Genomic DNA, 25,699 nt, shown 5'->3' on the forward strand with positions numbered 1-25,699 from the left:
CCACCGATTTGAGGCCTCAGGTTTCAGGCGTCAGGGCAAACGACCTGACGCCTGATGCCTGAAGCCTGAAGCCTGACGATGGTGGGCCGGCGCTCGCAAGCTCGCTGGTCCCACCCTACGAAGGTTTGCGCCGTCGATCAACGGAGGGCTGGCAGAGCACTACGCAGAATAGGGATTCGCTGGGGCGCGGTCAAGCACGCATCGGGACCGTCATTTCCCGATCATCGACTTGGCGAAGATCGTCGCCGTGGCGGCGTCATCTCATTTTGGATTTTCGATTTTGGATTTTGGATTGCGACCTTGTGGAGGACCGCCAACGAATTCGCGATCACCCCGCACATGGTACACCAGCGTCTGCCGGATCGAGACTGGCAACGCGTTGCCGGTCTCGTGCATTTATGCCCCCTTCTCTCTTGTGTCCCCGTCCGTGGAGATCACCACCCAAATGGTTATCCGGATCGATCTCCAGCGCGCTGGAGATCACCCCCCACATGGTGACACGGTCTGCTCGATTGAGACCGGCAACGCGTTGCCGGTCTCTTGCCGTGCGGCTCGTTCGAGACCCACAACGCGTTGTGGGTCTCTTCCCGGCGGTGCAAGTGCATCACCCGCCGCACATTCCAGGGCGATTGTTCGCCAGGCGCGTAGGGTTGCCAGTACGTAATGGTTTTCCGTTGTTTGCCACCAGCTTTAGCTGGTGGTCTGCAATCCCTAAAGACCCTTCTTCCTCAACCGGCTTTAGCCGGACTTGCTCGACCTCAGTCGTTCGGTCGTCATCATAGTTGCTTCACCTTCATATCGCCCAGCTCCAGCTTTTGCCCGGCCTTGAGCTGGCGTTGTTCATCGGTCAGGTTCGCGCGAAAGTATGCGTCGTCCTCCCTGAAATCGAGCGCGAAGCGTTCGCCGGGCACTACGTCGCCAACCTCAAACCGGCCTTGGTCGTCCGTCTTGAGTGCCGGACGTTCCAATCCGACGAAGCGGTCGAGCTCGCTCGCGCTACGGCGTGCATAGTTTATCACCACAACCGCGTCGGCGATCGGTTCGCCGCTGGCGTCGAGCGCACGGCCCGTGATGCCGGCCGTAGCATCGAGACGAGCCGTAACCGGCCCGTGCTCTCCGCCCGTCAAGGTCAGCGAGGCCGCCAAGTGTCGCTCTGGATGCAGAATGCAGACTCGTCGCGGCCGGTCGGCGCCGAGAGCGTAGACGGTGCAAGTCGGCTCGCTTATTCGGAATGTGAAACGCCGACAGTCCGCGAGCCCCGACACGAATGCCCCGCGGACTGGCCGCCCGGCGTCGTCTTCGATGGCAAGTTGTACCGTTTTGCCCGGATCGACTGGCAAATCGCAATGAAACGTCCCCGTATCGCGAGCCAGATCGAGCACTTTGGCCGCGTTTTCGCTCGTCAGAAACTCGACTGAGTTATCAGTGGCCGTAAAATGACGGTCATCGACATCCTCGGTCGGCATGGCGCGCTTGCGGTCTGCCTCGCTGAAGGTGGCCTGGCGGTAGGGCTCGATTTCGTGCCCGTCGATTCGCGCTCCGCCACCGTACACCTGGCCCAAAAGCACGCCGGGGCCGGGGATAATCAGCAGGCGAAAACGCCCCTCCTCGTCCGTGCTCTCGGCGACGCGGCTGCGCAGAGGCCCGTCAAAGCCCGGTTGCTTGACAAAGTCATTGCCGGGCAGCGGCGTGAAACGCACGCCACCCTTGAGTCCACGGCCGGTCGCTTGGTCGAACACGCGACCTTCAACCAGAATGCCCTGCTTCAGCTCCACGTCAAGCTCGATCGCCGCTTGCCGCGGCGCCGCGGCAAGATCAAGCGTTCGGGGAATCAGGCCGCTACTCGGTAGCGGCGCGACGCTAAGCAGCGAGTTGCGATTTCTCGGTAGCCCGTGCAGTTCGTAGCGACCGCGCTCGTCGGTTCGAGCCTCCACGTTCTGGCCATATCCACGGCCAAAGGAGCGGACGACGGCTCCCGCGACGCGCGGTTGATCTCGGCCGGTAAAAACCTTGCCGCGAACGACGAGTTCCACCTCGGCTACATAATCGAAGTCTGGACCAGTCAATCGCGGATACTGTTCCCTCTCGCGTTGGGACGTCGACAGCGTGGCCCGCGAAATATCGTTGTATTTGCCGGCGTCAAACCCTTCGCGGTTGACCACGCGCAACTGATCGGCCGCGTAGCCCGGCGCAATGACCTCGACTGACGCCACGCGCTCGCGACCGATGCCAGATAGTTCAAAGCGGCCATCGCGATCACTGACGGTGCTGATGATCGCATCCAATGGCGAGTGCAATCGGTGGTCGAGTCTTCGCCACGACTCGCGCGAGCTCAGATGCCAGGCATCCAGAAAGGCGTCGAGGTTGCCGTCGTGCGATTCCCACATATTGTTGACGGCCAGCCGTGCGCCGGCGATTGGCCGGCCTTCCGTATCGGTCACGCGTCCGCGAATCGGACGATCTTCGACCAACTGCAGCGTGATTTCCGCCGGAACCTCGCCGCTCTCCACCTTTAGCCAATCGATGCCGAAGCCGGGCTTGTGCGCGACCAAATACAGCGCCAGACCAGACGCCGGAAGATCGTCCGCCGAGAATGCGATTTGAAACCACCCTTCCGCATCGGTCACGCCGCGCTTCGTATATTCGATTTCCCTGGCCGCCCTTGGCGGCGGCGAGCCAGCATGCGGCCAATAGAGATCGGCTCCCGCCGCCGGCTTGCCGCCGGGCAACAGCACGCGGCCGCGGACGATCTTCTCGCTGGCAGGCTTAATGGCCGCAGCCTTTTTGATCGCGCCGTTAACCGGTTCTAGTTTGTTTGCCGGCTTTGTCTCGGCATTTTTATTGCCTTCCACTGCGGCGCCATAAACCACGTCGCCCAGGTCTTTCGTCTCACCGGGTTCGACGGCGACGTCTTTGGCGAACGATCCAAACGGCTTTAGACCGGCGGCTGTTGCGCTGAGTTCGTAACGACAGCCGATGGGTACGTTACTGTACTCAAAACGGCCCTGCTCGTCGGTTGCGGTAGTAGGCAGCGCCTGGCCGAGATCTTCATGCGGCTTGAGTACGGCTTCAAGGGCGGCGCCGCTGATCGGCGTACCCTCTCGATCGACTAACCTCCCCACAACTCTTGCCGTGGGCTCGAGCGTAACGGAAAGCGAACCCGTCGGGTGATCAGCCAATCGCACGCGAATGACCTTGCCCAGCTTGCGCTCTTTGTGGCGGATGATGACGGTGCGAGTTTCCTCCGGACCGAGCGTGATCACGTCGAAGTTGGCGTGCAGGTTCCGCGAGACCTGTGGTTCGGACCATGACACTCCGCGGCCTTGAGTTTCAAACCCTTCGAGCGGTTTGCCGTCGCGGTCGAGCACGTTGACCGTTAGCTTTTCTCCCGGGTCAAGAGCCAGGTCGCAGGCAACCTGTTCAGTGCCAGGTAACGGATTGATCTCCTTCATGGCATGCGGCCATTTCTTGCCTGGCTCGATGGGATTAGGAAAGGTTCTGAAGCGGCCATACTCGTCCATGCCGGTGATGCTTTCAGCGCCGACTCCCGCGCGGTAGTGGCTGAGTACGGACTCGGCGCCGACAATGGCGCGGCCCGGCAATCCGACCAGCCGATAGCTGCCGTCGGGCCGGCTGACGTAGCGCGTTTCAAAACCATCCGGGGTGCGCGGTTTGCCGAACTCGGGCGTCTTTTGCGCATATTCATTCGTCCAGAACGGCAGGTAATGCAGGCGCGCAAGGACCGGCTCGCCGGTGCGCAAATCGGTAACGCGGCCCGTAATCCAAATACCGCGGTGCAATTCAATGTCAACGTCGACCGACTCCAGTCCGCGCAACTCGGGCACCTTCATATCGCGCATCAGATACGGCTGATCGTCGTTCGGCACTGCCAGTATCCGATTGCCTGCGCCCTTGGGCATGCCGACCAGACGGTAGCGGCCCTGCTCGTCGCTCACCGCTCGCAAGTACCGCGTATTGATCCAATTGCTGCCGGCGAACGTGTTACTCTCGATGCTCACCCCGGCCAGCGGCTGGCGGGTTTCGGCGTCGCGAACGATGCCCGTGATCGGCTGCGTGGGCGGCGCGACCAATTCAAACTCCGCGCCGTAGACCAGCTCGGATTCCTGCTCGGAACCGTTGAACTTCAAGGGCAACATGTCCGCCCGCCGCGTGGCCACCACAATCTGTCGATAGGCGATGGTGGGACCGGTCAACGACAGGTGGACGCGGCGCTCGCGGCCAAGGCCATGTATGCTGAACCGGCCATCGTCGCCCGTGACCACGCGCGGCGGCCAGCCGTCAAACTGCGGGAGCTCGTCGTCGAGGTGTTGCGCCGCCGTCCAGGTGAATTCGCCGCGGCGAACGGCCGCCAACCAGGCGTCGAGATTGCCGCCCTTGGCCGTGATAATGCTGCCTACCCGGACGGTGACGCCGGCAACCGGTTTGCCTTCGAGATCGACGACCCGTCCGGCGATCGGCACATCGTCGGTCACGAGCCGCAGGGTCGGTTCTTTACCGCGCGGAAGATCGCTCCACGTCACCCAGGCCGTCCCGAAACCGTCGGCTGTGGCGACGATCGATACATCTTTCCATCCGTCTATTTGCCGCACGTCAACCGTGAATTGCGACTTGCGGTACGAAATGGTGAACCGGCCGTCAGCGTCGCTAGTCGTTTCGGCCAGCGGCGGGTGCGGAATGTGCGGCTCCCAATACCAGCGGACGGCATACAGCTTCGCGCCCGCGAACGGCTTGCCTTCGGGATCGACGACTTTGCCGGTGACGGTGATCAGGTCGTCGTCCGCCGACACTGTTTTCTCCATCGGGCGCTGTTTGTTGTCGGCGGCGGGCTGACTGTCGGCCTTGGCTTTCGTATTCGCGACAGGCTCGACAGGCTCCTTGGGCGGCTCAGACTTCGCGGCCGCGGGCTTTTTGACCGCGCCTTCCACCGCGGCGCCATAAACCACATCGCCCAGGTCTTTTGTCTCGCCGGGCTCGACGGCGACGTCGTTGGCGAACCAGCCGCCACCGAGCTTCATGCCGGCGGCAGTGGCGTTGAAATCGTAACGGCAGCCGGCGGGTATATCGGTGTACTCAAAACGGCCCTGTCCGTCGGTCGTCGTGGTCGGCAACCGCTGGCTGAAATCTCCCGTCGGTTTCAGCAAGGCCTCGATGGCGGCGCCGCTAAGCGGCGTGCCCTGTCGATCGAGTAACCTGCCCACGATTCTGCCCGTCGGCTCCAGGGTAACGGAAAATGAACGCGACGGGTGGTCGGCCAATCGCACGCGAATTACCTTGCCCAGTTTGCGCTGCTTGTGGCGGATGATGACGGTGCGGGCCTCATCGGGACTGAGGGTGATCACGTCGAAGCTGCCATGTAAGTCGGGTGAGTCGGACCACGACTGCCCGCTGCCTTGCGTTTCAAAACCATCGACCGGTTTGCCGTCGCCGTCGAGGACGTTGACCGTTACCTTTTCTCCCGGATCGAGCGCAAAGTCGCAGACGACCTCTTCCGTGCCTGGCAACGGATTGATTTCCTTTATCGCACTCGGCCACTTCTTGCCCGGCGTAATGGGATTACGGTAGGTGTCAAAATTCCCACGCTCGTTCATTCCGGCGATTTGCTCGGCGCCGACTCCCTTCCGGTAATGGCCGAGCACGCACTGGGCGGCCACGATAGCGCGGCCCGGCAATCCGACGAGACGATAGCTGCCGTCAGGCCGGCTGACATAGCGGTCTTGAAAGCCGTCGGCGCTGCCTGTTTTGGCGAATTCGGGCGTCTTTTGGGCGTATTCATTCGACCGAAATGGCAGGTAATGTAGCCGGGCAATGAGCGGCTCGCCGGTGCGCAGATCGGTAATTCGGCCGGTAATCCAGATACCGCGGTGCAATTCAATGTCGACGTCGACCGGCTCCAGTCCGCGCAACTCGGGCACCTTGACGTCGCGCATGAGATACGGCTGATCGTCGTTCGGCACAGCCAGGATCTGGTTGCCCGCGCCTTTGGGCATGCCGACCAGACGGTAGCGTCCCTGCTCGTCGCTCACCGCTCGTAGTTGCCGCGTATTGATGAAATTGCTGCCGGCGAACATGTCGCTCTCGATGCTCACGCCGGCAAGCGGCCGGCGCGTTTCGGCGTCGCGAACGATTCCCGTGATCGGCTGCGTGGGCGGGACAACCAACTCAAACTCCGCGCCGTAGACCGGCTCGGATTCCTGCTCGGAACGGCTGAACTTCAACGGGAACATGTTCGACCGCCGCGTGACCGCCTCGATCTCTTGATAGGCGATTGTGGGACCGCTGAACGACAGGTGGACGCGGCGCTCGCGGCCGAGGCCGTTGACGCGGAACCGTCCGTCGTCGTCTGTCATCACGGCCGGCGGCCAAGCGTCGAACTGCGGCAGGCTGTCGTCGAGGTGCTTCACCGCCGTCCACGGGAATTCGCCGCGGCGGACTGCCGCCAACCAGCCTTCGAGATTGCCGCCCTTGCCCGTGTGAATGCTGCCCACCCGCAGGGTGACGCCGGCGACCGGTTTGCCTTCGAGATCGACGACCCGTCCGGCGATCGGGGCGTCGTCGGTCACGAGCCGCAACGTCGCTTCTTCGCCGCGAGGAAGATCTCGCCAGGTGACCCAGCCCGGCCCGAAACCGTCGGCCGTGGCGACGATCGACACTTCTTTCCATTGGTCCATTCGTCCCACGTCAACGTTGAACTGCGACTTGCGGTACGCAATCGTGAACCGGCCCTCCGCGCCGCTAGTCGTTTCGGCCAGCGGCGGGTGCGGAATGTGCGGCTCCCAATACCAGCGGACGGCATACAGCTTCGCGCCCGCGAACGGCTTGCCTTCGGGATCGACGACTTTGCCGGTGACGGTGATCAGGTCGTCGATATCGGACGACCCAGCCGCACCCGCAAGCGGGTAGCCGGGCTGGGCCACATCGTCGGCCGTGGCCCTGGCTTTCGTTTTCGCGACAGGTTCGCTCGCCTTTTGCTCCTTATTGCCGGCTCCCGCGGCAGGCTCTTTCGCCGCGGTAGTCGAGATCGGCTCGGCGTTGGCCGACGGGTGCTGTGCCAAGCCGACAAATCCGACGACCAGCGTACACGTCAGGCCGCCGACGATCACGATCGCAAGCACGAGATTTCCTGCCCGCGTGGAAAGGCTGCGCGACGAATCGACGATCCGCATCACGCGTCTGGCCAAGATCGACCGCAACGACACCATGGCGACGCCGGCCGCGCCCACGGGCGGCGACGAAAGCTCGGCGATTTCCAACAGACCGCGGGCATACGCCACGCGGTCGCCGCCGAACTGCACGACGTAATCGTCGCACACCTCCTCGGCGGCCGACTCCAGCCGGCGCGCGAGCATCCACACGAGCGGCTGATGGAAAAACAGGGCCTCGGTCAGCCGCGTCAGCAGGTTCCACCAGCCATCGCGGCGGCGCAGGTGCGCCAGCTCATGAACCAGCACGTCGCGCAGCGGCAGCGACGCCTCGGCTTCGGGCAACAACACGACGGGAAGCAGCAACCCCGCCAGGCAAGGGCTGGCCAAATACGGACTGCGACGTACCTCCGGCGCGGTGACTGCAAGCAAGGCCGCGAGCTGCCGGCAAGCCTGTTGCGCGGCAGGCTCGGCCGCCGCCCCCGCGCAGCGCAATTGACGCAGCCGACGCCAAGCCATAGCCAATCGCGCGAGAAGCAACGCCGACACCGCCAGCCATATCAGGCCGAATCCAATCGCCGCCAAGCCGAAGGGCCGAACGTGGAACGGCGATGGCTCATGGGCTTCGGCGGCCGATCGCGGCGCGCGCACGGTCACCGGCGCAGGTCGTTCTGCCGCTGGTTGTTTGGTGGGAAAAGCGAGCTTGCGCGCGCCGGCCCACCGAGAGGGACGCTCCGCATGGTGGGCCGGCGCTCGTTCCACTCGCTGGTCCCACCCTACATTTTCACCGTCGAAATCGTCGTGCGGTTCAACTTCCTGTGACCGAACGGCGGCGACGCCGAGCGGCGACGATTTGATCGGCTCATTTTCCCACGCCGCCGGCATGCGCAGCGACCAGCCGGAGACGCCGCCGCGGGCCAACAGGGCGGTCGCCAGCGGGCAGACAATCACCGCCGCCAATGTGGTGCGGTAAATGGCCGACTGCAATGCCGACCCGCGACAGCGCGCCAACCGCGCCACGGCCAGGCCCGCCGCGATCAGCAACGTCGATTGCAACAGCCAGTTGGCCGCGAACGAGACGACGGCCCGCGCGGCGTCGAGCAGGGCCATTTGCGTGTGAAGCCAATGCATGGCGGTTCCCTCACTTCTTGATGCGTCGATGGATGAGCTTGCGAATTTCCTCGATCTCTTCCCGTGAGACGTTCTCGTTCTTCAGCAGATGGGCCACCAGGCCCGACACGCTGCCGCCGAACACGCGCTGGAGCACGTCGCGCGTGGCGCTCTGCTTGAACTCCTGTTCTTGGACGAGCGGAAAGAACACGAACGTCCGCTCCTGGGCTTCGTGCGACACGGCGCCTTTTTCCTCCAAGCCGCGCAGCAAGGTCTGCACGGTGCTGTGGGCGATCGGTCCGCGCCGGTTGATGTCTTCGGTGATTTCACGGGCCGTCGCCCGCCCGCGCCGCCACAAGACCTGCATGATGACGAGTTGCACTCGGCCAAGTCGGGTTGCCGCCATGAATACCTTCTCCTTGAAACGCCCCATCGTTTATTATGCTAAATCTATCAACATAGACTGTTGGCGTCAACTGAATTCTTTTGGGCTGCCACCCCCAACAAATCTATCCACCGCGATAGCCGCCGTTGACGGGCAGGATTTGCCCGGTGATGAACGACGCCGCCGGCGAGACGAGAAACCGCGCGGCGCGGGCCACGTCTTCGGGCGTGCCCCAGCGTCCCAGCAAGCTCTCGCGCCGAGCACGCTCTTGCCAGTAGTTGCTGGCCCGGTCGCCCCAGGCGGTGCGAATCCAGCCGGGCGCCAGGCAATTGACACGCACTTCCGGAGCCAGCGACTTCGCCAGGCTGCGCGTGAAGGCCATCACCGCGCCTTTCGTGGCCGCAAACAACTCGCCGCTGTCGCCCGCCATGCCCTGCTCGGCCTGGTCCCAACCGAGGTTGACGATCGTCCCCGAACCAGCGGCCTTCATCTTGGCCCCGATCAGCCGGCTGAGCCGCATCGCGGCCGCCACGTCGACGCGCCAGAGCCGGTCCAGCTTTCTCTCGAAGGGCAGACGGGCGGCCTCGCCGGTGAGCACGTCGGCTCCGGCGTTGTTGATCCAGATGGCAACGCTGCCCTGCCAGTCCCAGGCCCGTTCGACCAGTGGCTCATGCGTCGTCTCGTCGGAGAGATCGCAGAGCGCGACCTCCGCTTGCCGGCCAACGCAGCGGATTTGCTCGACGACCTTCTGGGCGGCCTCCCGCGAACGACGGGCATGGACAATCACATTGGCCCCGGCGGCCGCCAACTCCAGCGCGATGGCCCGGCCGATTCCGCTGGAAGAGCCGGTCACGACGGCGGTTTGCCCGGTTAGTTCGGAATCCACGGTTTGAATGCCTCGTTGGGGTGCGAAATGCCCGGATTAAAGGCGTCAGGCTTCAGGCTTCAGGCTTCAGGCGCTTCGCGATTTTCCGAACGATATGCCTTCCCCTGACGCCTGACGGTGAGGGCGTGTTCCTGAACCCTGAACCCTGAACCCTGAACCCTCCCCATATAGTATCATAGGGTTATTCCCTCTTCATTGCTCCGGCGCCCTCCATGGCCACGGTCCCACATCCGCTCAAACCGTTCGAACTCAGCGACCGGCTGGAGCAAACGGCGTTCGCCTTCCGTGGCTATAACCAAACCAATTTGGGCCGCACGCCCGAATTGCTGGCGCACGCCAAGTTCGGCCCGGTGGTCGAGCGGCGCCTCCGCGAGGCAAGTGAAATCACCGGCGACCTGCTGCACGTACCCGTCGATCTCGTCCAGCGCGTGCATGCCAAACGCGAGAGCACGCTCGATACGTTCGCCGAAGACCTCGGCCTGATTATGGCCGTCGAGCTGGCGCAAATCGAGTTGCTCGAGCAATTGTTTGCCATCCCATATCGCCACGCGCGGCTGGCGATGGGCTACAGCTTGGGCGAAGTGACGGCCCTGATCTGCGGCGGCGTATACACATTGCGGGACGTGTTGCCGCCGCTGGTGGGCATGGCGCGCGAGGCCGCCGACCTGGCGCGCGACGTGACGATGGGCATCGTCTTCTCGCGCGGCAAGGCGCTCGATCTGGAGGGAGTCGAGCGGCTATGCCTCGAAATCACCACGCAAGGCCGGGGCATCATCGCCGCCTCGTCGTATCTTTCGCCCAACACGGTGCTGTTGCTCGGGCAGGGCGACACGGTCGACCGCTTCAAAACGCTGATGGGCCGCTATCTGCAAGGCGAGGTCCACCTGCGCAAGAACAAGGGCGTTTGGCCGCCGCTGCACACGCCCATTCTTTGGCAACGTTCGATTCCCAACCGCGCGGCGCTCGGCATCTATTCGGCCGGCGGCGGTTTTCACGCGCCGGTGCCGCCCATCGTATCGCTGGTGACGGGCAAGGTCAGCTATACCGATTTCAACAGCCGGGCCTTGCTCAACCGCTGGATCGACGGGCCGCAACGGCTCTGGGACGCAATCTACGAGCTGCTTTCTCAAGGCATCGAGGTGGTGATTCACGTCGGGCCCGATCCGAACCTGTTGCCTAGCACGTTCAAACGTCTCAGCGACAACGTCACCGCCGAACTGGCCGGGCGCGGGTTGCGCAACTTCGGCATGCGGGCCGTGTCGAACATCGTGGCCCGCCCCTGGCTGGCCAAGCTGATGTCGGCCCGCGCCGCCGTGCTCCGCGCGCCGTACGTCGTGCAGGTGGTCCTTGAAGATTGGCTGCTGGAGCAGTAATTCTTCGCTTCGCTGCCAACGTTCGTCCGACGCCGTTTACGCAGGCGTCTGCGCCGCCAGGGCGGCCTGGCCTAACGCGATTCCTCCGTCGTTGACGGGCACGGCGCTGTTTGTAATTGCTCGAAGCTGCGGCCGGGCCGAAAGACGCTCGCTGAGCAGCCCCCAAAGCAGTTCGTTCTGGAACACTCCGCCGGAAAAAGCGACCAAGTCGATCTTGTGCTTGCGGCAAAGCAGCTCGACCTGTGCCATCGTGGCGTCGGCCAAGGCAACATGGAACGCCGCGGCGATCTCACAGGGGTCTCGGCCAGCAAGCCTGTCCTTCACAATGGCTTGGAACAACGGTCGCGGGTCGAGGCCGGTAAACGCATAACCGGGCTGGGGCGGCGCTTGGCGGGCCTGATGCTCCAGCCATATCGCCGCCTGGCCCTCGAACGTCGTCTCGCGGGTAAAGCCGGCCAGCGCAGCCACCGCGTCGAACAGCCGGCCCATTGAACTGGAAATGTGGCAGCGGACGTCTTTGGCGACCATGGCCCGTGCGGCGTCGAATCGCGATGGAAACAAAAAGGGAGGCTTGCTCATGTCGGGCAAACGGTCGATCTCGGCCAGGTAGCCTGCGGCCGCTTGCACCGGGAACCGCGCGGCCGCGTCGCCGCCCGGCATGCGGACCGATCGCAGCCACGCGCATCGCTCGAAGCCCGTCGGCAAGCTGCCCACGAAAAATTCTCCGCCCCAGATCGCGGCGTCGGTGCCGTAGCCCGTGCCGTCGAAGGCCACGCCCAGCACCCGCTCGTCAAACAGGCCATGCTCGGCCAACACGCTGGCGACGTGCGCTTGGTGGTGCTGTACGGCCATGCGCCGCGCCGCCGGCAAGGCCGCGGCGAACCGCGTGGAGACAAACTGCGGGTGCAGATCGTGGACGACCGTTAATTCACTCGCGTCGATTTCATACATCGACAGCAGGTCGTGGACCGTTTCCTCAAAGGCGAGGCCCGTCTCATAGTCGTCGAGATCGCCCAGGTGTTGGCTCACCAGGGCCTGACCGTCGACGACCAGCGTCACGCTGTTCTTCAAGTCGGCGCCCAAGGCCAGAATCGGTTGCCGGCACGGCAAGCGGCAGACGGCGGCGGGGGCGTAACCGCGCGCCCGACGCACCATGAAAGGCCGGCCGTCGCGCACGGCCAGCACCGAGTCATCGACGCGCCGCGCGATGGGCCGCTGGCCGATCAGGAAGGCGTCGGCGATGCCGGCCAACCGCTGGCGAGCGTCGTCGTCGCGGTAGGCGATCGGCTCGCTGGAACGGTTGGCGCTGGTCAGCACCAGCACGTCGGGGGCGCCTGCCTCGAACAGCAAAAAATGCAGCGGCGCGTAGGGCAGCATGACGCCCAGCGAATCGTTGTCGGGCGCCACCAGCGACAGTTGGGCACGCGCCGGCACGAGCACGATCGGCCGGGCACGATCGGCGAGCAGCCGCTCGTGGTCGTCGGTCGGCCGCACCAACCGCCGCACCGCGTCCAGATCGCGGCCCATCAAGGCAAACGGTTTTTCTTTGCGGAATTTCCGCTCGCGCAGCGCGGAGAGCGCCTGCGGATTGCCGGCGTCGCAGGCCAGATGATAGCCGCCAATTCCCTTCACGGCGAGAATGGCGCCGGCCCTGAGCAGTTCCGCCGCGCGTGCGATCGCGGCCTGGCTCGATGGCAGGCAGGCCTCGCCCTCGATGAGCGAATAGTCCGGCCCGCACGCGGCGCAGGCCGTCGGCTGCGCATGGTAGCGGCGGTCGAGGGGGTTCTCGTATTCGTGGCGGCAGGTGGGGCAGAGCTTCCAGGCGGCCATCGTCGTATTCGCGCGATCGTAAGGCAGGCTGCGGATGATGGAATATCGCGGGCCGCAATTGGTGCAATTGATATAGGGATAGCGGTAGCGGCGGTCGCGCCGATCGCTCAACTCGCGCAGGCAGTCGGAGCACACAGCCAGGTCGGGCGAGATGCGCACGGTGGGCGCCGTTTCGCGCTGGCTCGTGCGGATCTGAAAATCATCAAAACCTTCCGCCGCGGCTTCGCGCACCGCAAAGTCGGCGATGCTTGCGGCCGGCGGCGGATTCGACCGCAACTCCTCCACAAAAGCGTCGAGATCGGCGGCGACGCCCTCGGCATGAACTTCCACGCCGGTGGCATCGTTAAGCACCCAGCCGCCGATATGGTGGTGTTGGGCCGCGCGGTAGACGAACGGTCGAAAGCCGACTCCTTGCACGACGCCGCGAATGGTAATGCGGCGAGCGGTGCGACCAGAACCGGAATTTGAAAAAGACATGAACGGCGTTAGCCGACGCGGTAGCGCCAGATGTGTGCAACGTAAACCTGACGAGTTCGCGGATTGACCTCGTAGGTCGCCGCTAACGGCGCACTAAACAGAATCCGAATTCCTGCGGCCCGCGACTCGCCTTCGTTTTCGGCGTTTGCCGCCAGCCGATGGTCAATGGCGGCCGCGGCTGCCGAAACCACGCTCCGGTCCTTAGCATCGACCCACAGATCCGTTAATTCGTCCTCGGCAGTGGGCGACCAGCGCACGTGATACTTCATGCGCGCTTTTCCCAATCGGCCATGATTTCTGCCAAAGACCGGCCTCCACCCTCCGACAGGCGCCGTTTCATTTCCTCGTCGCTGATCTGGGGCTGTGCCGCCGGGTCGTCGTAAACCGCCGGCCTGAACCGACCAATAACCTGGCCCGACGCATCGCACAGCTCAACAATGTCATCTCCAGAAAGTTTGGCCAAAGTGGATGAATCGAGCACAACGCGTTTCATATTTCACCTCCAAAGGTTCCAGCATATACGTTTACATTCGGTTTAATGCCGCGGCAATCTCGCAACGCGGGCCAGCGACGGCGGCGCGGTCCGGCGAGCAAAGCCAAAGACGCGTCAATTCATCTTCAGCGGTGGGCGACCAACGCACGCGATATTTCAGGTGTACTTTTCCCAGTCGGCCATGATTTCCGCCAACGACCGACCGCCGACCTCCGCAGCGCGTCGGTCCAATTCGTCTTCGCTGATCTGGGGCTGTGCCGCCGGGTCGTCGTAGACTGCTGGCCTAAAGCGACCAATCACGCGACCCGACTCGTCGCAAAGCTCCAGGATCTCGTAATCGGACAGTTTGGCTATCGTGGCGGCATCGAGGACAACGCGTTTCATGTTTGCCTCCGGGACACAGTTTCCTATTTAGAGTCTATGCCCGGTCAAAGCTCGCCGCAAGACGTGGTAGATCGAGGCCTGAACTTCCTGAATCCGCGGAATATAATCGCTGCCCACGACGAAGGCATAATCAACCAGCTTTTCACGCACGAAGTCGCCGCCGTCGTAGCCGGCCAGGCCCAGCGTGAGCATGCCGCGTTTGCGCGCCTCGCGCAAGGCAATCGCCAGATTCTTCGACTTGCCGCTGCTCGAAATGGCGACGGCCACGTCCGCCGGGCGGCCGTTGGCGATGAGCTGCCGCTGAAACATCAACTCCACTCCCACGTCGTTGGCGACCGCGCTTAAATTGGCCGGCTCCATGCTCAGCGAAATGGCCAAAATCGGAGGGCAGCCGTCGGGCGGCGCCACGCAATCGAACACCAAATCGTTGGCGTCCGTGGCCGAGCCGCCGTTGCCGAAGGCCACGATCGCGCCGCCCGCATCGAGTCGTTGCCGGACCGCCCGCACCGCCTCCGCGAAGCATTCGGCCTGCTGGTCGGCGAACAGCGTCCGCAGCCGATCGTCGTCGGCCGCCTTTTGCCGAATCGACGCGGCCACGTCGGCCAGCGTGTCGGCATTCGACTCCGTTTTTTGTTCGGACAGAAACGGGTAAAGAAAAGAGGCCGCGCCCACGTCTTCGCCGCCGCTTTGCCGATCGAGAAAAACGTGGACGGTCTCCCAGAGCGTGTGATACATCACCTCGGTCAGCTCTTGGTGGATGAACGGGTCGCTCGTGGCGGCGGGCAGCACGTAGTCGCCCAGCCGCCCCGGCCAGAGGCACGTCAGGGCGCCGCGCTCGCGAGCGCTCTTGAGCAACTCGTCGAGCACGACATCGCCCGCAGGAGGCGCGAAGCCCATCACGATGTCGCGCTGGCCGGCCAGCGCGGCGAGCATCGGCCGCGGCGCCACCGAAAGATCGAGGGCCGGCAGTGCCCGTTTGCCCACGATGACCGGATGGACGAACTCGACCGAGACGTGCTGGGCATCGGTGATGTGCGGACCCACGCCGACGGCCAGCAATCGGCCGCCGTCTCGGAACCGATCGGCCATCTCGCGGCACACCCGCGCAAGCTGGTCGCTGTGGCGCGGAATGTAGTCGGCGGAGATCCGATTGCGCAGCTCGAACTGCGACCGCAACAACGCCGCCACATCGTCGCTGGTCGCCATGCCGCGTTTTCCTCCGTCGCCCCAAGACAATCGCGCCCCCGTTTGATAGCATACCATCGTTGCGACAAACATGACGCTTAATCAATGCGCGATGTTGTGGGAAGTTGACATCTATCCGGCCGCGGACCAGCCCGATTTGGTCGGCCAGCGGGTGGCCGCCGACGCGGCCGATCTCGGCCTGGCCGAGCGGCTGGCCGTTTGCGCCGGACATGGCTATCTGCTGGAAGGCGAGCTGAGCGAGGCCGACGCGCGGCGGTTGGCCGCCGAACTGCTTTCCGATCCGCTTGTCGAGCGGACCGTCGTGGCGCGGGCCGGCGATTCCGTGTTGGTGCAAGCACCCGACAGTCAGGCTACGTTGGTCCACGTCCTCCCCAAGCCGGGCGTGATGGACCCCGTGGCCCAAAGCGTGCTCATGGCCATCGCCGACTTCAACCTCCGCGCCGACGCCGTGCGCACCTTTCGCAAGTATTGGCTTGCCGGAATCACCGACGACAAGCTTGGTTCCCTTTGCGGCAAGCTGCTGGCGAACGATGCCATCGAGCAGGTCATCGTAGGACCGCTCAACTTTGAGCATCTCGAGCTTGGCTCGCCGTATCGGTTTCAGCTTGTCACCGTGCCGCTGCGCGAGTGCGACGACGCGGCCCTGGAGCGTCTCAGCCGCGAAGGACAGCTTTATCTGAAGTTGGCCGAAATGCGGACCATCCGCGATTATTTCCGCGAGTTGGGCCGCGATCCCACCGACGTCGAGTTGGAGACGCTGGCGCAAACGTGGAGCGAGCATTGCAGCCACAAGACGCTGGCCGGCCGCATCCACTACCGCGACGAACGCGGCGAGCGGCAGTTCAGCAATATGTTGAAGGAGACGATCTTCGCCGCCACCGAAACGGTCCGCCGGCAGCTTGGCTCCGACGACTGGTGCGTAAGCGTCTTTCGCGACAACGCCGGCGTGGTCAAGTTCGACGACGAGCATCACGTCGTGTTCAAGGTCGAGACGCACAACCATCCTTCGGCGCTTGAGCCTTACGGCGGCGCGAACACCGGCATCGGCGGCGTCATCCGCGATCCGCTCGGCACGGGCCTGGGCGCGCGGCCGGTCTGCAACACCGACGTGTTCTGCTTCGCTCCGCCCGACACGCCGGCCGAAGAGTTGCCGCCGGGCGTGCTGCATCCCAAGCGGGTGATGAAAGGCGTCGTCTCCGGCGTCCGCGATTACGGCAATCGCATGGGCATCCCGACCGTGAACGGGGCGATCTATTTCGACCGGCGCTACCTGGGAAACCCACTCGTTTATTGCGGCACCGTCGGCCTGCTGCCGTGCGACAAGGTCCAGAAAGAGCCGCGGCCGGACGACCTCATTGTCGCGGTGGGCGGACGCACCGGCCGTGACGGCATTCATGGCGCCACGTTCAGCTCGGCCGAATTGACCAGCGAAAGCGAAAAGCTTTCGGGCGGGGCCGTGCAGATCGGCAACGCCATCACCGAAAAGATGCTGCTCGACGTGCTGCTGGACGCCCGCGACCGCGGCCTTTATCACGCCATCACCGACTGCGGCGCCGGCGGCTTTTCCAGTGCCGTGGGCGAGATGGGCGAGGCGATCGGCGCCGAGGTCTGGCTTGACCGCGTGCCGCTCAAGTACGACGGCCTCTCCTACACCGAAATCTGGATCTCCGAGGCCCAAGAACGGATGGTGCTGGCGGTGCCGGCCGATTGCTGGCCGGAGTTTTCGGCGTTGTGTACGTCGGAAGGCGTGGAAGCCACGGTCATCGGTCGGTTCGTGCCGACGGGCCGGTTGCAGCTTAAGTACCGCGACCAGCAGGTGGGCGACCTGGCGATGCAGTTTTTGCACCACGGACGTCCGCCGGTGGTGCGCGAGGCGGTCTATGCCCCGCCGCCGCTGATTCCGCAAACGCCGCCCCAAGCCGCCCGCGATTTCACGCCGACGTTGACCAGAATCCTGGGCTCGCTCAACGTGGCGAGCAAAGAGTGGGTCATTCGCCAATACGATCACGAGGTGCAGGGCGGCAGCGTCGTCAAGCCGCTGGTGGGCGTGGCCAACGACGGGCCGAGCGACGCGGCGGTGGTCCGTCCCGTGCTTTCGTCGCGTCGCGGCGTGGTCGTGGCCTGCGGCATGAATCCGCGTTACGGCGATTTCGACACCGCGCACATGGCGGCCAGCGCCATCGACGAGGCGGTGCGGAATTGCGTCGCGGTGGGCGCCGGTCCGCGGCGGATCGCCATCCTCGACAATTTTTGTTGGGGCGACACCGACCGGCCAGAAACGCTCGGCTCGCTGGTCCGCGCGGCGCTGGCCTGTCACGATCTGGCCGTCGCGCTGGGCATCCCGTTCATCAGCGGCAAAGACAGCCTCAACAACGAATTCCGCTACACCGGTGCCGGCGGCGAGCGGCGATCGATCGCCATTCCGCCGTCGCTTTTGATCAGCGCCATCGGGCAAGTGGCCGACGTGGCCCGTTGCGTCACCATGGATCTGAAGCAGCCGGGCAACCTGCTGTACGTCGTCGGTCTCACTCGCGAAGAGTTGGGCGGCTCGCACTTCAATCTGGTCGAGTCGCTTTCCGGCGGTCGCGTGCCGACGGTCGACGCCGCCGTCGCCAAGCGCACGTTCTATGCGCTGCACGCGGCCATCGACGCCGGGCTGGTGCGAAGCTGCCACGATTTGAGCGAAGGAGGCCTGGCCGTGGCCGTGGCGGAGATGGCGTTCGCCGGGGGACTTGGCGCGCGGATCGCTCTCGACCGCATACCTTCGGAAGGCCCGCAATCATCGCCGATCGTCGCCTTGTTCAGCGAGTCGAACACCCGTTTCTTGTGCGAAGTGCCTAAGGAGCGGGCGGGCGAGTTCGAATCGCGTCTGGCCGACGTGGCCCACGCGCGCGTCGGCGAAGTAAGCGGCCCGCAGCAAGTCGAGATGGTCTGGCACGGCAACGTGGTTATTTCCGGTTCGTTAGCCGCGCTGAAGGAAGCATGGCAAGCGCCGCTACGCTGGTAGGAGATTGCAAATTGATGATCCAGCCGCGCGTTCTCGTGCTCCGTGCTCCCGGCGCGAACTGCGACCGCGAAAGCGCTTTCGCCTTCGAGCGGGCCGGTGCGATCGCCGAGCGCGTCCACGTCTATCGTTTGCTCGAGCGGCCGGACCTGTTGGCCGATTACCAGATTCTCTGCATCCCCGGCGGATTCAGTTACGGCGACGACCTGGGCGCCGGTCGCATTCTTGGCAGCCAAATCCAGCATCATTTGTGCGGCGCCCTGCGCGAATTCAGAGACGCCGGAAAACTGCTGCTGGGCATCTGCAACGGCTTTCAAATCCTGATCAAGTCGGGCATGTTGCTCGACGACGATGCCCAGGGCCGGCCGGCGGCGACGCTCACCAACAACGATTCGGGCAAGTTCGAAGACCGCTGGATCGAGCTCCGCACCACAAGCCGGAAGTGCGTGTTCTTCAACGGAATCGAGTCGATGTATCTGCCGGTGGCCCACGCCGAGGGAAAATTCGTGCCGCGCGATGCGGCGACGCTCGCCGCGCTGGAGGCGGCCGGGCAACTCGCGCTGCGCTATCGACCGCGCGGCGGTGGCGAGGCCGGCTATCCCGACAATCCCAACGGTTCGGTCGGGGCGGTGGCGGGTGTCTGCGACACGACGGGCCGCGTCTGCGGGCTGATGCCCCACCCCGAACGCCACATCGATCCCACGCAGCATCCCCGCTGGTCGCGCGGTCCGCTTGCCCGTGAAGGTGACGGGCTACAAGTCTTTCGCAACGCCGTGCGGTTCTTCGCGTGAGGCGCCGCGTCAGACTTTTGCGAGCGTGGCCAAATACAGGTTCAGCGTGATGTGAGCCTGGCCTTGGTGATGGGCTTCGTGCCAGGCGATCAGGGCCAGGATGTCGCGCACCGTAAGCTTTCGGGCGGCCATGGCCGGCGGAATCTCGCCGAGCCGGTCGTCGCGGTAGGCGGAAAGCGTCTCAACCAGGTGGGCGCGCGATTCATTCAACACGCGGCGCAGCTCGTCGGCCGTGGGCGCTTGGTCGTCGGGCGTGCTTCCGCCGCGGAACCGCGGCCAAAGATCGGCAAACGCCGGCGGCCGCTGGGGATTCAGCCGCTCGGTGGCAAAAATTTCTTCGGTGATGCCGATGTGCATCAACTGCCATCCGATGTGTGCCCGGCCGGGGCCGGGCCGCCACGAGAGCGCTTGTTGCGGGTCCGCTTGCTGGCAGGCCTTGTCGAGCAGGCCGAGCGTGCGATCGCGGTTGAACTTGTAAGCGTCGACGAAAAGCTGGACGGTGGGGGACATGGCGATTTTGAAATTTTGGATTGGATTGGGCCGGACGTTGGGCCGAGCACAATCTAAACTCTAGCGCGACAGTCGGCAACGCCTGCGAGGCGAACGGCAGCGATTATGCTACAAGTCGCCGCACTGCTCAGCGCTGGCGGGCCACCAATCCAAAATCCAAAGAACTGAAGTGGACAGGTCCCTCGCGAGCTCGTCATCCGCCGGCGGCCAGCCGCCGTCTCAACGCTTTCACGGCGCGCTGGAACGGTCGCTCGACCGCGTACCGCGAGCGGCCGAGCCGGCTGCCGATCTCGCGAACGTGAGCCCGTCGAAATGGTGCAGCCTCACGACCTGCTGCTCGTCGCCGGGCAAGTCGCGCAGGGCGGCTTCGAGTTGGGCGCCGGCCTCCAGCGACTTGAGAATCTCGACGGGCGACGGCGGCCGTCGTCCGTAGGGGTGCCGCGCGTCGTCGACCGCCTGTTCGTCGAGCGGCTGTTTGCGCGACAGGTCTTGCGGGCCGTCGGGCCCCAATCGACGCAGCAGACTGGCGAGCAGGTTGCCGCAGAGGGTCATGAGCCACTGCTGATACTGCGCGATGTGGCAGCCATCGAATTGGTCGAACGCCCTCCAGGCCAGTGCCACGGCCGATTGCACCAGATCGCCCGCGGGCTCTTCGCGTGCAATTTTGCGTGACAGCCCGTGGACAAAGAAGCTGCGCATCATCGGCAAAAAGCTGGTGAGCAAGGCCTCATGCGCCTCCCGCGAGCCATGCGCCCGGTTGAGCAGCAACTGCCGCTCGTGCGTAAGCTCTTCGAGGCTCAGTCCGCTCCACCAACCATTGCCTCCGAACGTATCGCCAGCGCGATTCGACTCCGCCATGGAATATCCTCCTGTGAAATTTGAAACCGTTCAGTGCCTTACTGACTGTGCCCTGGCTTCAATCCACGGCCGGAGCCGTCGCCTTGTGAGAAATGGGCCCGCGGGCACGCAAACGTGCCCTTGAAATTAGCCGTTGGATGGAGGATGTCAACTACCCGCCCCGGCTTTTTTTAGGGCCGCCCGCGAATCTCCCGCCGTCGTTTTCGCGCGCGTGGCGCAGCGCGCTGCGCGTCGTGCCCCGCGTCCGGATCGGCCCAGCGGCGCGTGGCGTAAGCGTCCTCGCTTGCGTCGTGCGTGCTGCGTCCGCCTCGTGGTGCCCTGACGCCCCGTTGACCGCATCGGGGTTTATGCGTCGCGCGGCGGAAAGTGAGGCCCTTGGTCCCGAGGTCTCTGTAGGGAACGCCCTCCGTGGCGTTCCGCGGCCCACCGATGGACTCTCCACCTGCGATGCCGCGGAACGCCACGGAGGGCGGTCCCTACAGAAGCGGCGGCCCGGGCCGCACTTTCGGCCGCGCGACGTAGAAACAAACTGGACCGTTCGGTTGGCGCGCCGCCGGAAGATCATCGGAGCATGCAAGCAGCAACGGCGGACGGCACACAGGGTGCGCCTGCTACTTTGCGGCAACGCGGCGGTAGACTTCCAGCCCCTTGAACTCGGGCGTGAACGGCAGCGACGACGAGCTGATCGCGGCCACCCCAAGCTGAACTTTCGCCGGCATGCCGATGTCGAGCGGCGGGTAGCCGAACCATTGTTGCGCGTCGTAGCTGGCCGCCCCGTAAAGCTTGCCGCTGCGGCGCTCCAGCCGCGAGCGGAGCGCGTCGCGCTTCAGGCCGAACTGGCTGTATGTCACGCTCAACGCGCCGTCCTTGCGCTGCTCAAAATTGAGATAATCGAAAACCTGGCCATCGATGTCGACCGACGCGTGCTCCAGACGCACATAGTTCTTTTCGTCCTGCCACAGCAAGAACCCCGCGCCCAGATAAGGCCTGCGGGTCGGTACGGTCGAGGGCCCGGTGGCGGGGCCAACGCCGTCCACCTCCACGATGGCGATGAAATCGCCCTCGATGTCCTGCATCACCCGCGGAGCGTTCATCGCCTGCGGCAGTTCGATGCTGAGATCGTGGCGGCCGACGACGGTCATGCCGATCGTGCCGGCACGGTGCTCGACCGCGCAGTCGCCGTCCGGGTCGCCTCCGCGCGTAAACGCCAGCCATGATTGAAAACGGATGCGACCTGAGCTGATCGACCGCGTCGGGATCGAAGGCCGTGTCCGCATCGATCCAAAGCGTTTCCTCGAATCCCTCATCAAGCGCTGACGTTGCGAGCCTGCTTCGCGCATGATCGACGGGCGATGCGCCGCGCATTCGCCTGACGGCGAACCCGCGGAGCTCGAGCTCGTGAAGGGCCTCCTCACACTCCGGCTCAATGTACCGCATGACGGGCACAAGTACGGCGCACGAGACTCGCACGCTCTCGGTATGCACCTGCGGCGTCCATAACGCCGGTTCCGGCTCGCGTGAAAGTGGTCCCGCATGGGTCGCCGCGTGTGGCAGGCTGTAGCCAAGGCGCGCGGCCATTTCTCCCGTTCGTTCGACAAGCAACGTATGCTCGTCGGCGCGCAACTCGGCCGCGCCGTTCGCACCGTTCTCAGGCTCAGCGGCTAACACTGGCGGCGACAGCCGTTCCCCCAAGTAGGCTTCGATTTGCCCCGGCGAGGCCATCGTGGCCTGTTCATAGCCGAGCATGATGCCACCGACTTCTTTGTGCCAGAGCTCGAAGCTCGCAACGAGGCGGCACCACTGCTCCGCGAAGCCCGCGGCCCAGCTCAGATCGCGTCCGTCCACCGTTGTGGAGTTGGGCGTCGACCGCAACGCGGCCGCGAATGCGTCAATTGGGTTTCGGTGCAGAAACATCAACTTGGCGCGCCGAAAAAGCAGCCTGAGGAACAGCGCATGGTCTCCAGCGACATCGGTCGAGGTCATGCCCCAAGCGCTTGCCCGGCCCTCGCCGCCCGCCGCCCCGGAGACACCGCGCAGGAAGGCCGCCTGTGCGCGTACGAGCCCCCTAAGCGCCGCCACGCCGCCCTGGGACGCGCTCGCATCGGCCGCTGGCCCTTTGTCCGAATAACTTGCGGCTCGCAATAGTTGGAAGCTCATCGCCGAAATCAGACTTGAATCAAGCATCGGCTCGTCCTGCCAGGTCCGCGCGAGGCGTCGCTGAAACTCGCGTTCGCCCGAGCCCCAACCCGCAGCGAGGATGAACACCGGCGAGTCGTCGACGTCGCCGATCGACCGCCCGCAGCGCCGGCCGATTTCCGCGATCCTAAAGGCCAGCAATTCGGCCTTGCCGTGTCCGTTCATCGTTCCTCTACATGGCCGTGCAGCGGGTCCACTCACCAACGGCCGTCGTCCAGCTTGTCGCTTCCTCAATTGACCGCCAATACGTTGCACTTTGTACGCCCAAGGTGCTACGCCGCGAACGTGGTCCCCTCTTCAACCGTCATCGACGCTTTTTCCCGCCCCCTTGCGCCGCGCCTATGGGCGGCGACCTGCGCTTTCGCGGCTCTCCGCATGCTCATTGTCCGCGTCAACTCCGCGGACGCCCCAGAGCTCATCCTTTAGATCGACGACTGCTTCGTAATAGGCCTGACCGCGGCGAATTCCTAATCGGTGATGCCCCGTTTCAGACAGCACCCGCCGGATCGCCATAACAGTCGTTTTCTCCACCTCAGTACCATCGATCGTCAGGATTTGATCGCCCTTGCGGATGCCTGCTGTTGCGGCTGGCCCGCCCTCGGTAAGTGAGAGAACAGCGACCGACGAGGCAAATCGAGCTATTTCCATCGCGCTTAAATCAAGGTGGTCCGGGCGTGAGAATCCTTTTCCCGGTCGCAGGTACATTACGTTCTTCGGAAAATCAAACACGACAAAGTACCTCGACAGGAACCCGAGGCCGAGGGCGCATATCGGCAATCGTCCGAAAATCAACCCACGATGCACGTCGTCGCCAATTGCAAAGGCCCTGCTGCGGCCCAGTTTTACTTGAACATTTCCATTTACAAACTTCGCCTCGCGCGTCCTCCATGAGGGAATGATCAGTCGGTCGTCCGTTAGACGATCATACGTCGGCCCGTCGATTCCCCCGGCAAACATGCCGGAGCCGCCGGTGTCCACGAGGAACTCCATCGGAGGACGGTCGGCGACTGCCCCGCGCACGACAGGGCAACCGGCGAACTTGCCAGAGTTTCGATCAATCGGCACAGGGCGGCCAACAGCGGGATCCGCCGCGCGGTGAATGCATACCCTTCCCTCGTCGAAATCGATGGAAACTACCATTGCGAAGAGCACGTCCATCCCGAGGACGCCATCTATCTTTTCGTGGATGATATCCATGGCATGTCGCAAGTCGAGGCACGCGACCCCGCCGCGCGGCTGTACTTCAATCCTGTCGAAGCGCATTCGTGGTGTCTGAAACATGTCAATTTCGAGCCCTCCGAACGGGGATCGCATCACCGATCGTCTAACGGGTGCGCCAAGCTCCTTGCGATGCGCGACGTCAAAGAGTGTGCATGGGGCGCCGGTATCAAGTAGCATCTTGAATGTTGACCAGCGCCTTCCAGAGGGTGCGCCCGGCGCAGCGACCTCCATCGTTACGGGAATGACAAGTGGAGCGCCATCCCTTTCCACTGTGAATTCTGCTATGACCGCGCCGCGCCTACCTGGAGGCGCTCCGTGTTCTTCGGCATGGCAGTGCCATGGTTTAAACGCGGCGGTGGCCCAAAAGACGACGATCAGCGCCGCCAGCACATCGCGGCCTCGCAATTTCGAGCCACGCTTCGGGTAACAGTTGTCAGTCGCAGCGCTGTATCGGCGCGAAGACCGATTCCACACGGAACGCCTCCTTTCTCGTATGCACTGAGCAGGCGTGTAAACTGTCAGGCTAGCTACTTGGATTCGCTGGTCCACCGATGCTGATTCCGCCCCCAAATCCGGAATCGTACGGGCTAAATCCCGGACCGGCTCCAAAGCCACCGTAGAGCCACGGATAAAGCCACTGGGGGCTTTGCAGGTTCTCGTACATTTGTTGGATTTCCATCGCGTCTATCATGGCCGCCTCGTATTGCGAAATCTGTTGTGCGCTCGGACCAACATAAATTATAAGCGGTAGGCCGTCGTTGCCTTTTAAGATAATGTAACCTGGCGGTGGCAACCCCTCTCCCTCCAGGCCGGTGGGGTCACGGAACGTTGTGGGTGAATTACGGACGCAGCGGTCAAGGTTCGCGTCGCCGGCAGCAAACCCCTTTGGGTCCTCGCTGATCCACCGGCCCGTCGCCGGATCGTACCAGCGGTGGTACTCGCTGACAAGGCCGGTGTTCGGATCGACATGGCCGCCGGCAAAGCCGGCCCAGTTTATGACCGATGGATTGCTGTCGTAGACGTCCTGGCCAAAGACGCTGAAAACGCGGTGGTTCACCAGCGTGCCCGTGCTGCCAACGTCGTCGCGCGGGGTGCCCAAGTTGTCGTAGGCGACGAACGAATCCGTGTCGCCTTGCGTGAGCGAGTTCACTGTCCCCTGCACGAGCACGGCATCGACGCCCGCGGGGTCGAGGGCCACCAGGTTCCGCTGGATCAGGTTCTGGTTGCCGTCGAACACAAGGTCCGGCTGGGCCAACGCCGTGCCGGGCACGCCCGCCTGCGGGATTTCGGGCGAAACGTCGAGCACGTAATGCTCGACGTCGTTGTAGGCGCCGTCGCCGGTCGTGTCGACTTCGGTGGCCAGAAGATGATCGAACACGTCGTAAACATAATGTACGTGCTTGGTCAGCACGGCGTTGTTGTCGTAATACTCGACGTCGGTCAGGCGATTGCGATAGTCCCAGGTATACGTGGTCTGGTAGTCCGTGGCGTAATTCGTCGAGATCCGGGTGCGGACGGTGGTGTTGCCGTCGGCGTCGTGCTGATAGTTGAACGTGCCGTCGCTGGTGATCAGGTTGTCGGAGCCGGTCGAATATCCGGCGTTCGTCCTGTTGCCGTTCTTGTCGAACGAATAGCTTTCGTTGGCCGGCTGCGTGCCACCCGGCGCCGTGGTGTAGGTCGCCGACGTGAGCTGGTTCGTCTGGTCATAACCATAGCTGGCCGTGCCGTCGATCGATGCGAAGCTGGTCACGTTGTTGGCCGCGTCATAGCCGTAGCCGAAGGTATCGATCGTCGTCGCGCCCGCGTTCGACGTGT

At 64.0% G+C, this 25,699-nt stretch carries 16 protein-coding genes; 3 read left to right on the top strand and 13 right to left on the bottom strand.

Annotated features, from left to right (window positions below):
- Window positions 1-776: 776 nt before the first annotated feature.
- From VNH11_10205 to VNH11_10215, 3 genes are all read right to left on the bottom strand, one after another.
- Window positions 777-8,291 carry a carboxypeptidase regulatory-like domain-containing protein gene (locus VNH11_10205; GenBank protein HVA46724.1) on the bottom strand — a complete coding sequence of 2,505 codons (7,515 nt, stop codon included), beginning with the start codon at window positions 8,289-8,291 and terminating at the stop codon, window positions 777-779.
- A gap of 10 nt (window positions 8,292-8,301) precedes the next feature.
- Window positions 8,302-8,676 carry a BlaI/MecI/CopY family transcriptional regulator gene (locus VNH11_10210; GenBank protein ID HVA46725.1) on the bottom strand — a complete coding sequence of 125 codons (375 nt, stop codon included), beginning with the start codon at window positions 8,674-8,676 and terminating at the stop codon, window positions 8,302-8,304.
- A 103-nt stretch (window positions 8,677-8,779) separates the two neighbouring features.
- Window positions 8,780-9,541, bottom strand: a complete 762-nt coding sequence (locus VNH11_10215) for an SDR family oxidoreductase (GenBank protein ID HVA46726.1) — start codon at window positions 9,539-9,541, stop codon at window positions 8,780-8,782.
- Between the two features lie 212 nt (window positions 9,542-9,753).
- On the opposite strand from VNH11_10215, the gene VNH11_10220 reads away from it, so the two are divergent.
- Entirely contained in the window at window positions 9,754-10,914 is a 1,161-nt protein-coding gene (locus tag VNH11_10220) for a hypothetical protein (protein ID HVA46727.1), read from the top strand.
- Between the two features lie 36 nt (window positions 10,915-10,950).
- On the opposite strand, the gene hypF is transcribed toward VNH11_10220, so the two are convergent.
- The 5 genes from hypF to VNH11_10245 form a co-directional block, all read right to left on the bottom strand.
- Complete coding sequence (gene hypF, locus VNH11_10225) at window positions 10,951-13,221, bottom strand: carbamoyltransferase HypF (GenBank protein HVA46728.1); 2,271 nt, start codon at window positions 13,219-13,221, stop codon at window positions 10,951-10,953.
- Window positions 13,222-13,229: 8 nt separating this feature from the next.
- Window positions 13,230-13,490, bottom strand: coding sequence for a hypothetical protein (locus VNH11_10230; GenBank protein HVA46729.1), 261 nt, complete (start codon window positions 13,488-13,490; stop codon window positions 13,230-13,232).
- Window positions 13,487-13,714 carry a hypothetical protein gene (locus tag VNH11_10235; protein HVA46730.1) on the bottom strand — a complete coding sequence of 76 codons (228 nt, stop codon included), beginning with the start codon at window positions 13,712-13,714 and terminating at the stop codon, window positions 13,487-13,489. The genes VNH11_10230 and VNH11_10235 overlap by 4 nt, the downstream gene beginning before the upstream one ends.
- Before the next feature lie 156 nt (window positions 13,715-13,870).
- On the bottom strand, window positions 13,871-14,098 hold the full coding sequence (locus VNH11_10240; protein HVA46731.1) for a hypothetical protein: 228 nt from the start codon (window positions 14,096-14,098) through the stop codon (window positions 13,871-13,873).
- Window positions 14,099-14,125: 27 nt separating this feature from the next.
- The gene (locus VNH11_10245) at window positions 14,126-15,304 is read right to left on the bottom strand and encodes an SIS domain-containing protein (protein ID HVA46732.1); all 1,179 of its coding nucleotides are present in this window, start codon (window positions 15,302-15,304) and stop codon (window positions 14,126-14,128) included.
- A gap of 70 nt (window positions 15,305-15,374) precedes the next feature.
- On the opposite strand from VNH11_10245, the gene purL reads away from it, so the two are divergent.
- On the top strand, window positions 15,375-18,311 hold the full coding sequence (gene purL, locus VNH11_10250; GenBank protein ID HVA46733.1) for a phosphoribosylformylglycinamidine synthase subunit PurL: 2,937 nt from the start codon (window positions 15,375-15,377) through the stop codon (window positions 18,309-18,311).
- Window positions 18,287-19,099 carry a phosphoribosylformylglycinamidine synthase I gene (gene purQ / locus VNH11_10255; GenBank protein HVA46734.1) on the top strand — a complete coding sequence of 271 codons (813 nt, stop codon included), beginning with the start codon at window positions 18,287-18,289 and terminating at the stop codon, window positions 19,097-19,099. Before purL ends, purQ begins: the two co-directional genes overlap by 25 nt.
- 9 nt (window positions 19,100-19,108) lie before the next feature.
- Here the strand turns inward: purQ and VNH11_10260 are convergent, their stop codons facing one another.
- The 5 genes from VNH11_10260 to VNH11_10280 form a co-directional block, all read right to left on the bottom strand.
- Window positions 19,109-19,609, bottom strand: a complete 501-nt coding sequence (locus tag VNH11_10260) for a DinB family protein (GenBank protein ID HVA46735.1) — start codon at window positions 19,607-19,609, stop codon at window positions 19,109-19,111.
- A 228-nt stretch (window positions 19,610-19,837) separates the two neighbouring features.
- Window positions 19,838-20,467 carry a sigma-70 family RNA polymerase sigma factor gene (locus VNH11_10265; GenBank protein HVA46736.1) on the bottom strand — a complete coding sequence of 210 codons (630 nt, stop codon included), beginning with the start codon at window positions 20,465-20,467 and terminating at the stop codon, window positions 19,838-19,840.
- 611 nt (window positions 20,468-21,078) lie between these two features.
- Complete coding sequence (locus VNH11_10270) at window positions 21,079-21,609, bottom strand: hypothetical protein (protein HVA46737.1); 531 nt, start codon at window positions 21,607-21,609, stop codon at window positions 21,079-21,081.
- Between the two features lie 1,393 nt (window positions 21,610-23,002).
- A complete protein-coding gene (locus VNH11_10275) occupies window positions 23,003-24,115 on the bottom strand; it encodes an aspartyl protease family protein (GenBank protein HVA46738.1) in 1,113 nt (370 codons plus the stop codon).
- A 292-nt stretch (window positions 24,116-24,407) separates the two neighbouring features.
- Window positions 24,408-25,699: RHS repeat-associated core domain-containing protein (locus tag VNH11_10280; GenBank protein HVA46739.1), on the bottom strand; the 1,292-nt coding region annotated here is incomplete at its 5' end.

Source organism: Pirellulales bacterium (assembly GCA_035533075.1).
Lineage (GTDB): Bacteria > Planctomycetota > Planctomycetia > Pirellulales > JAICIG01 > DASSFG01.

Coding starts and splice junctions, on each gene's coding strand:
- VNH11_10205 (HVA46724.1), bottom strand. CDS start 8,291: ATGCATTGGCTTCACACGCAAATGGCCCTGCTCGACGCCGCGCGGGCC.
- VNH11_10210 (HVA46725.1), bottom strand. CDS start 8,676: ATGGCGGCAACCCGACTTGGCCGAGTGCAACTCGTCATCATGCAGGTC.
- VNH11_10220 (HVA46727.1), top strand. CDS start 9,754: ATGGCCACGGTCCCACATCCGCTCAAACCGTTCGAACTCAGCGACCGG.
- hypF (HVA46728.1), bottom strand. CDS start 13,221: ATGTCTTTTTCAAATTCCGGTTCTGGTCGCACCGCTCGCCGCATTACC.
- VNH11_10230 (HVA46729.1), bottom strand. CDS start 13,490: ATGAAGTATCACGTGCGCTGGTCGCCCACTGCCGAGGACGAATTAACG.
- VNH11_10235 (HVA46730.1), bottom strand. CDS start 13,714: ATGAAACGCGTTGTGCTCGATTCATCCACTTTGGCCAAACTTTCTGGA.
- VNH11_10240 (HVA46731.1), bottom strand. CDS start 14,098: ATGAAACGCGTTGTCCTCGATGCCGCCACGATAGCCAAACTGTCCGAT.
- VNH11_10245 (HVA46732.1), bottom strand. CDS start 15,304: ATGGCGACCAGCGACGATGTGGCGGCGTTGTTGCGGTCGCAGTTCGAG.
- purL (HVA46733.1), top strand. CDS start 15,375: ATGACGCTTAATCAATGCGCGATGTTGTGGGAAGTTGACATCTATCCG.
- purQ (HVA46734.1), top strand. CDS start 18,287: ATGGCAAGCGCCGCTACGCTGGTAGGAGATTGCAAATTGATGATCCAG.
- VNH11_10260 (HVA46735.1), bottom strand. CDS start 19,609: ATGTCCCCCACCGTCCAGCTTTTCGTCGACGCTTACAAGTTCAACCGC.
- VNH11_10265 (HVA46736.1), bottom strand. CDS start 20,467: ATGGCGGAGTCGAATCGCGCTGGCGATACGTTCGGAGGCAATGGTTGG.
- VNH11_10270 (HVA46737.1), bottom strand. CDS start 21,609: ATGACCGTCGTCGGCCGCCACGATCTCAGCATCGAACTGCCGCAGGCG.
- VNH11_10275 (HVA46738.1), bottom strand. CDS start 24,115: ATGGAGGTCGCTGCGCCGGGCGCACCCTCTGGAAGGCGCTGGTCAACA.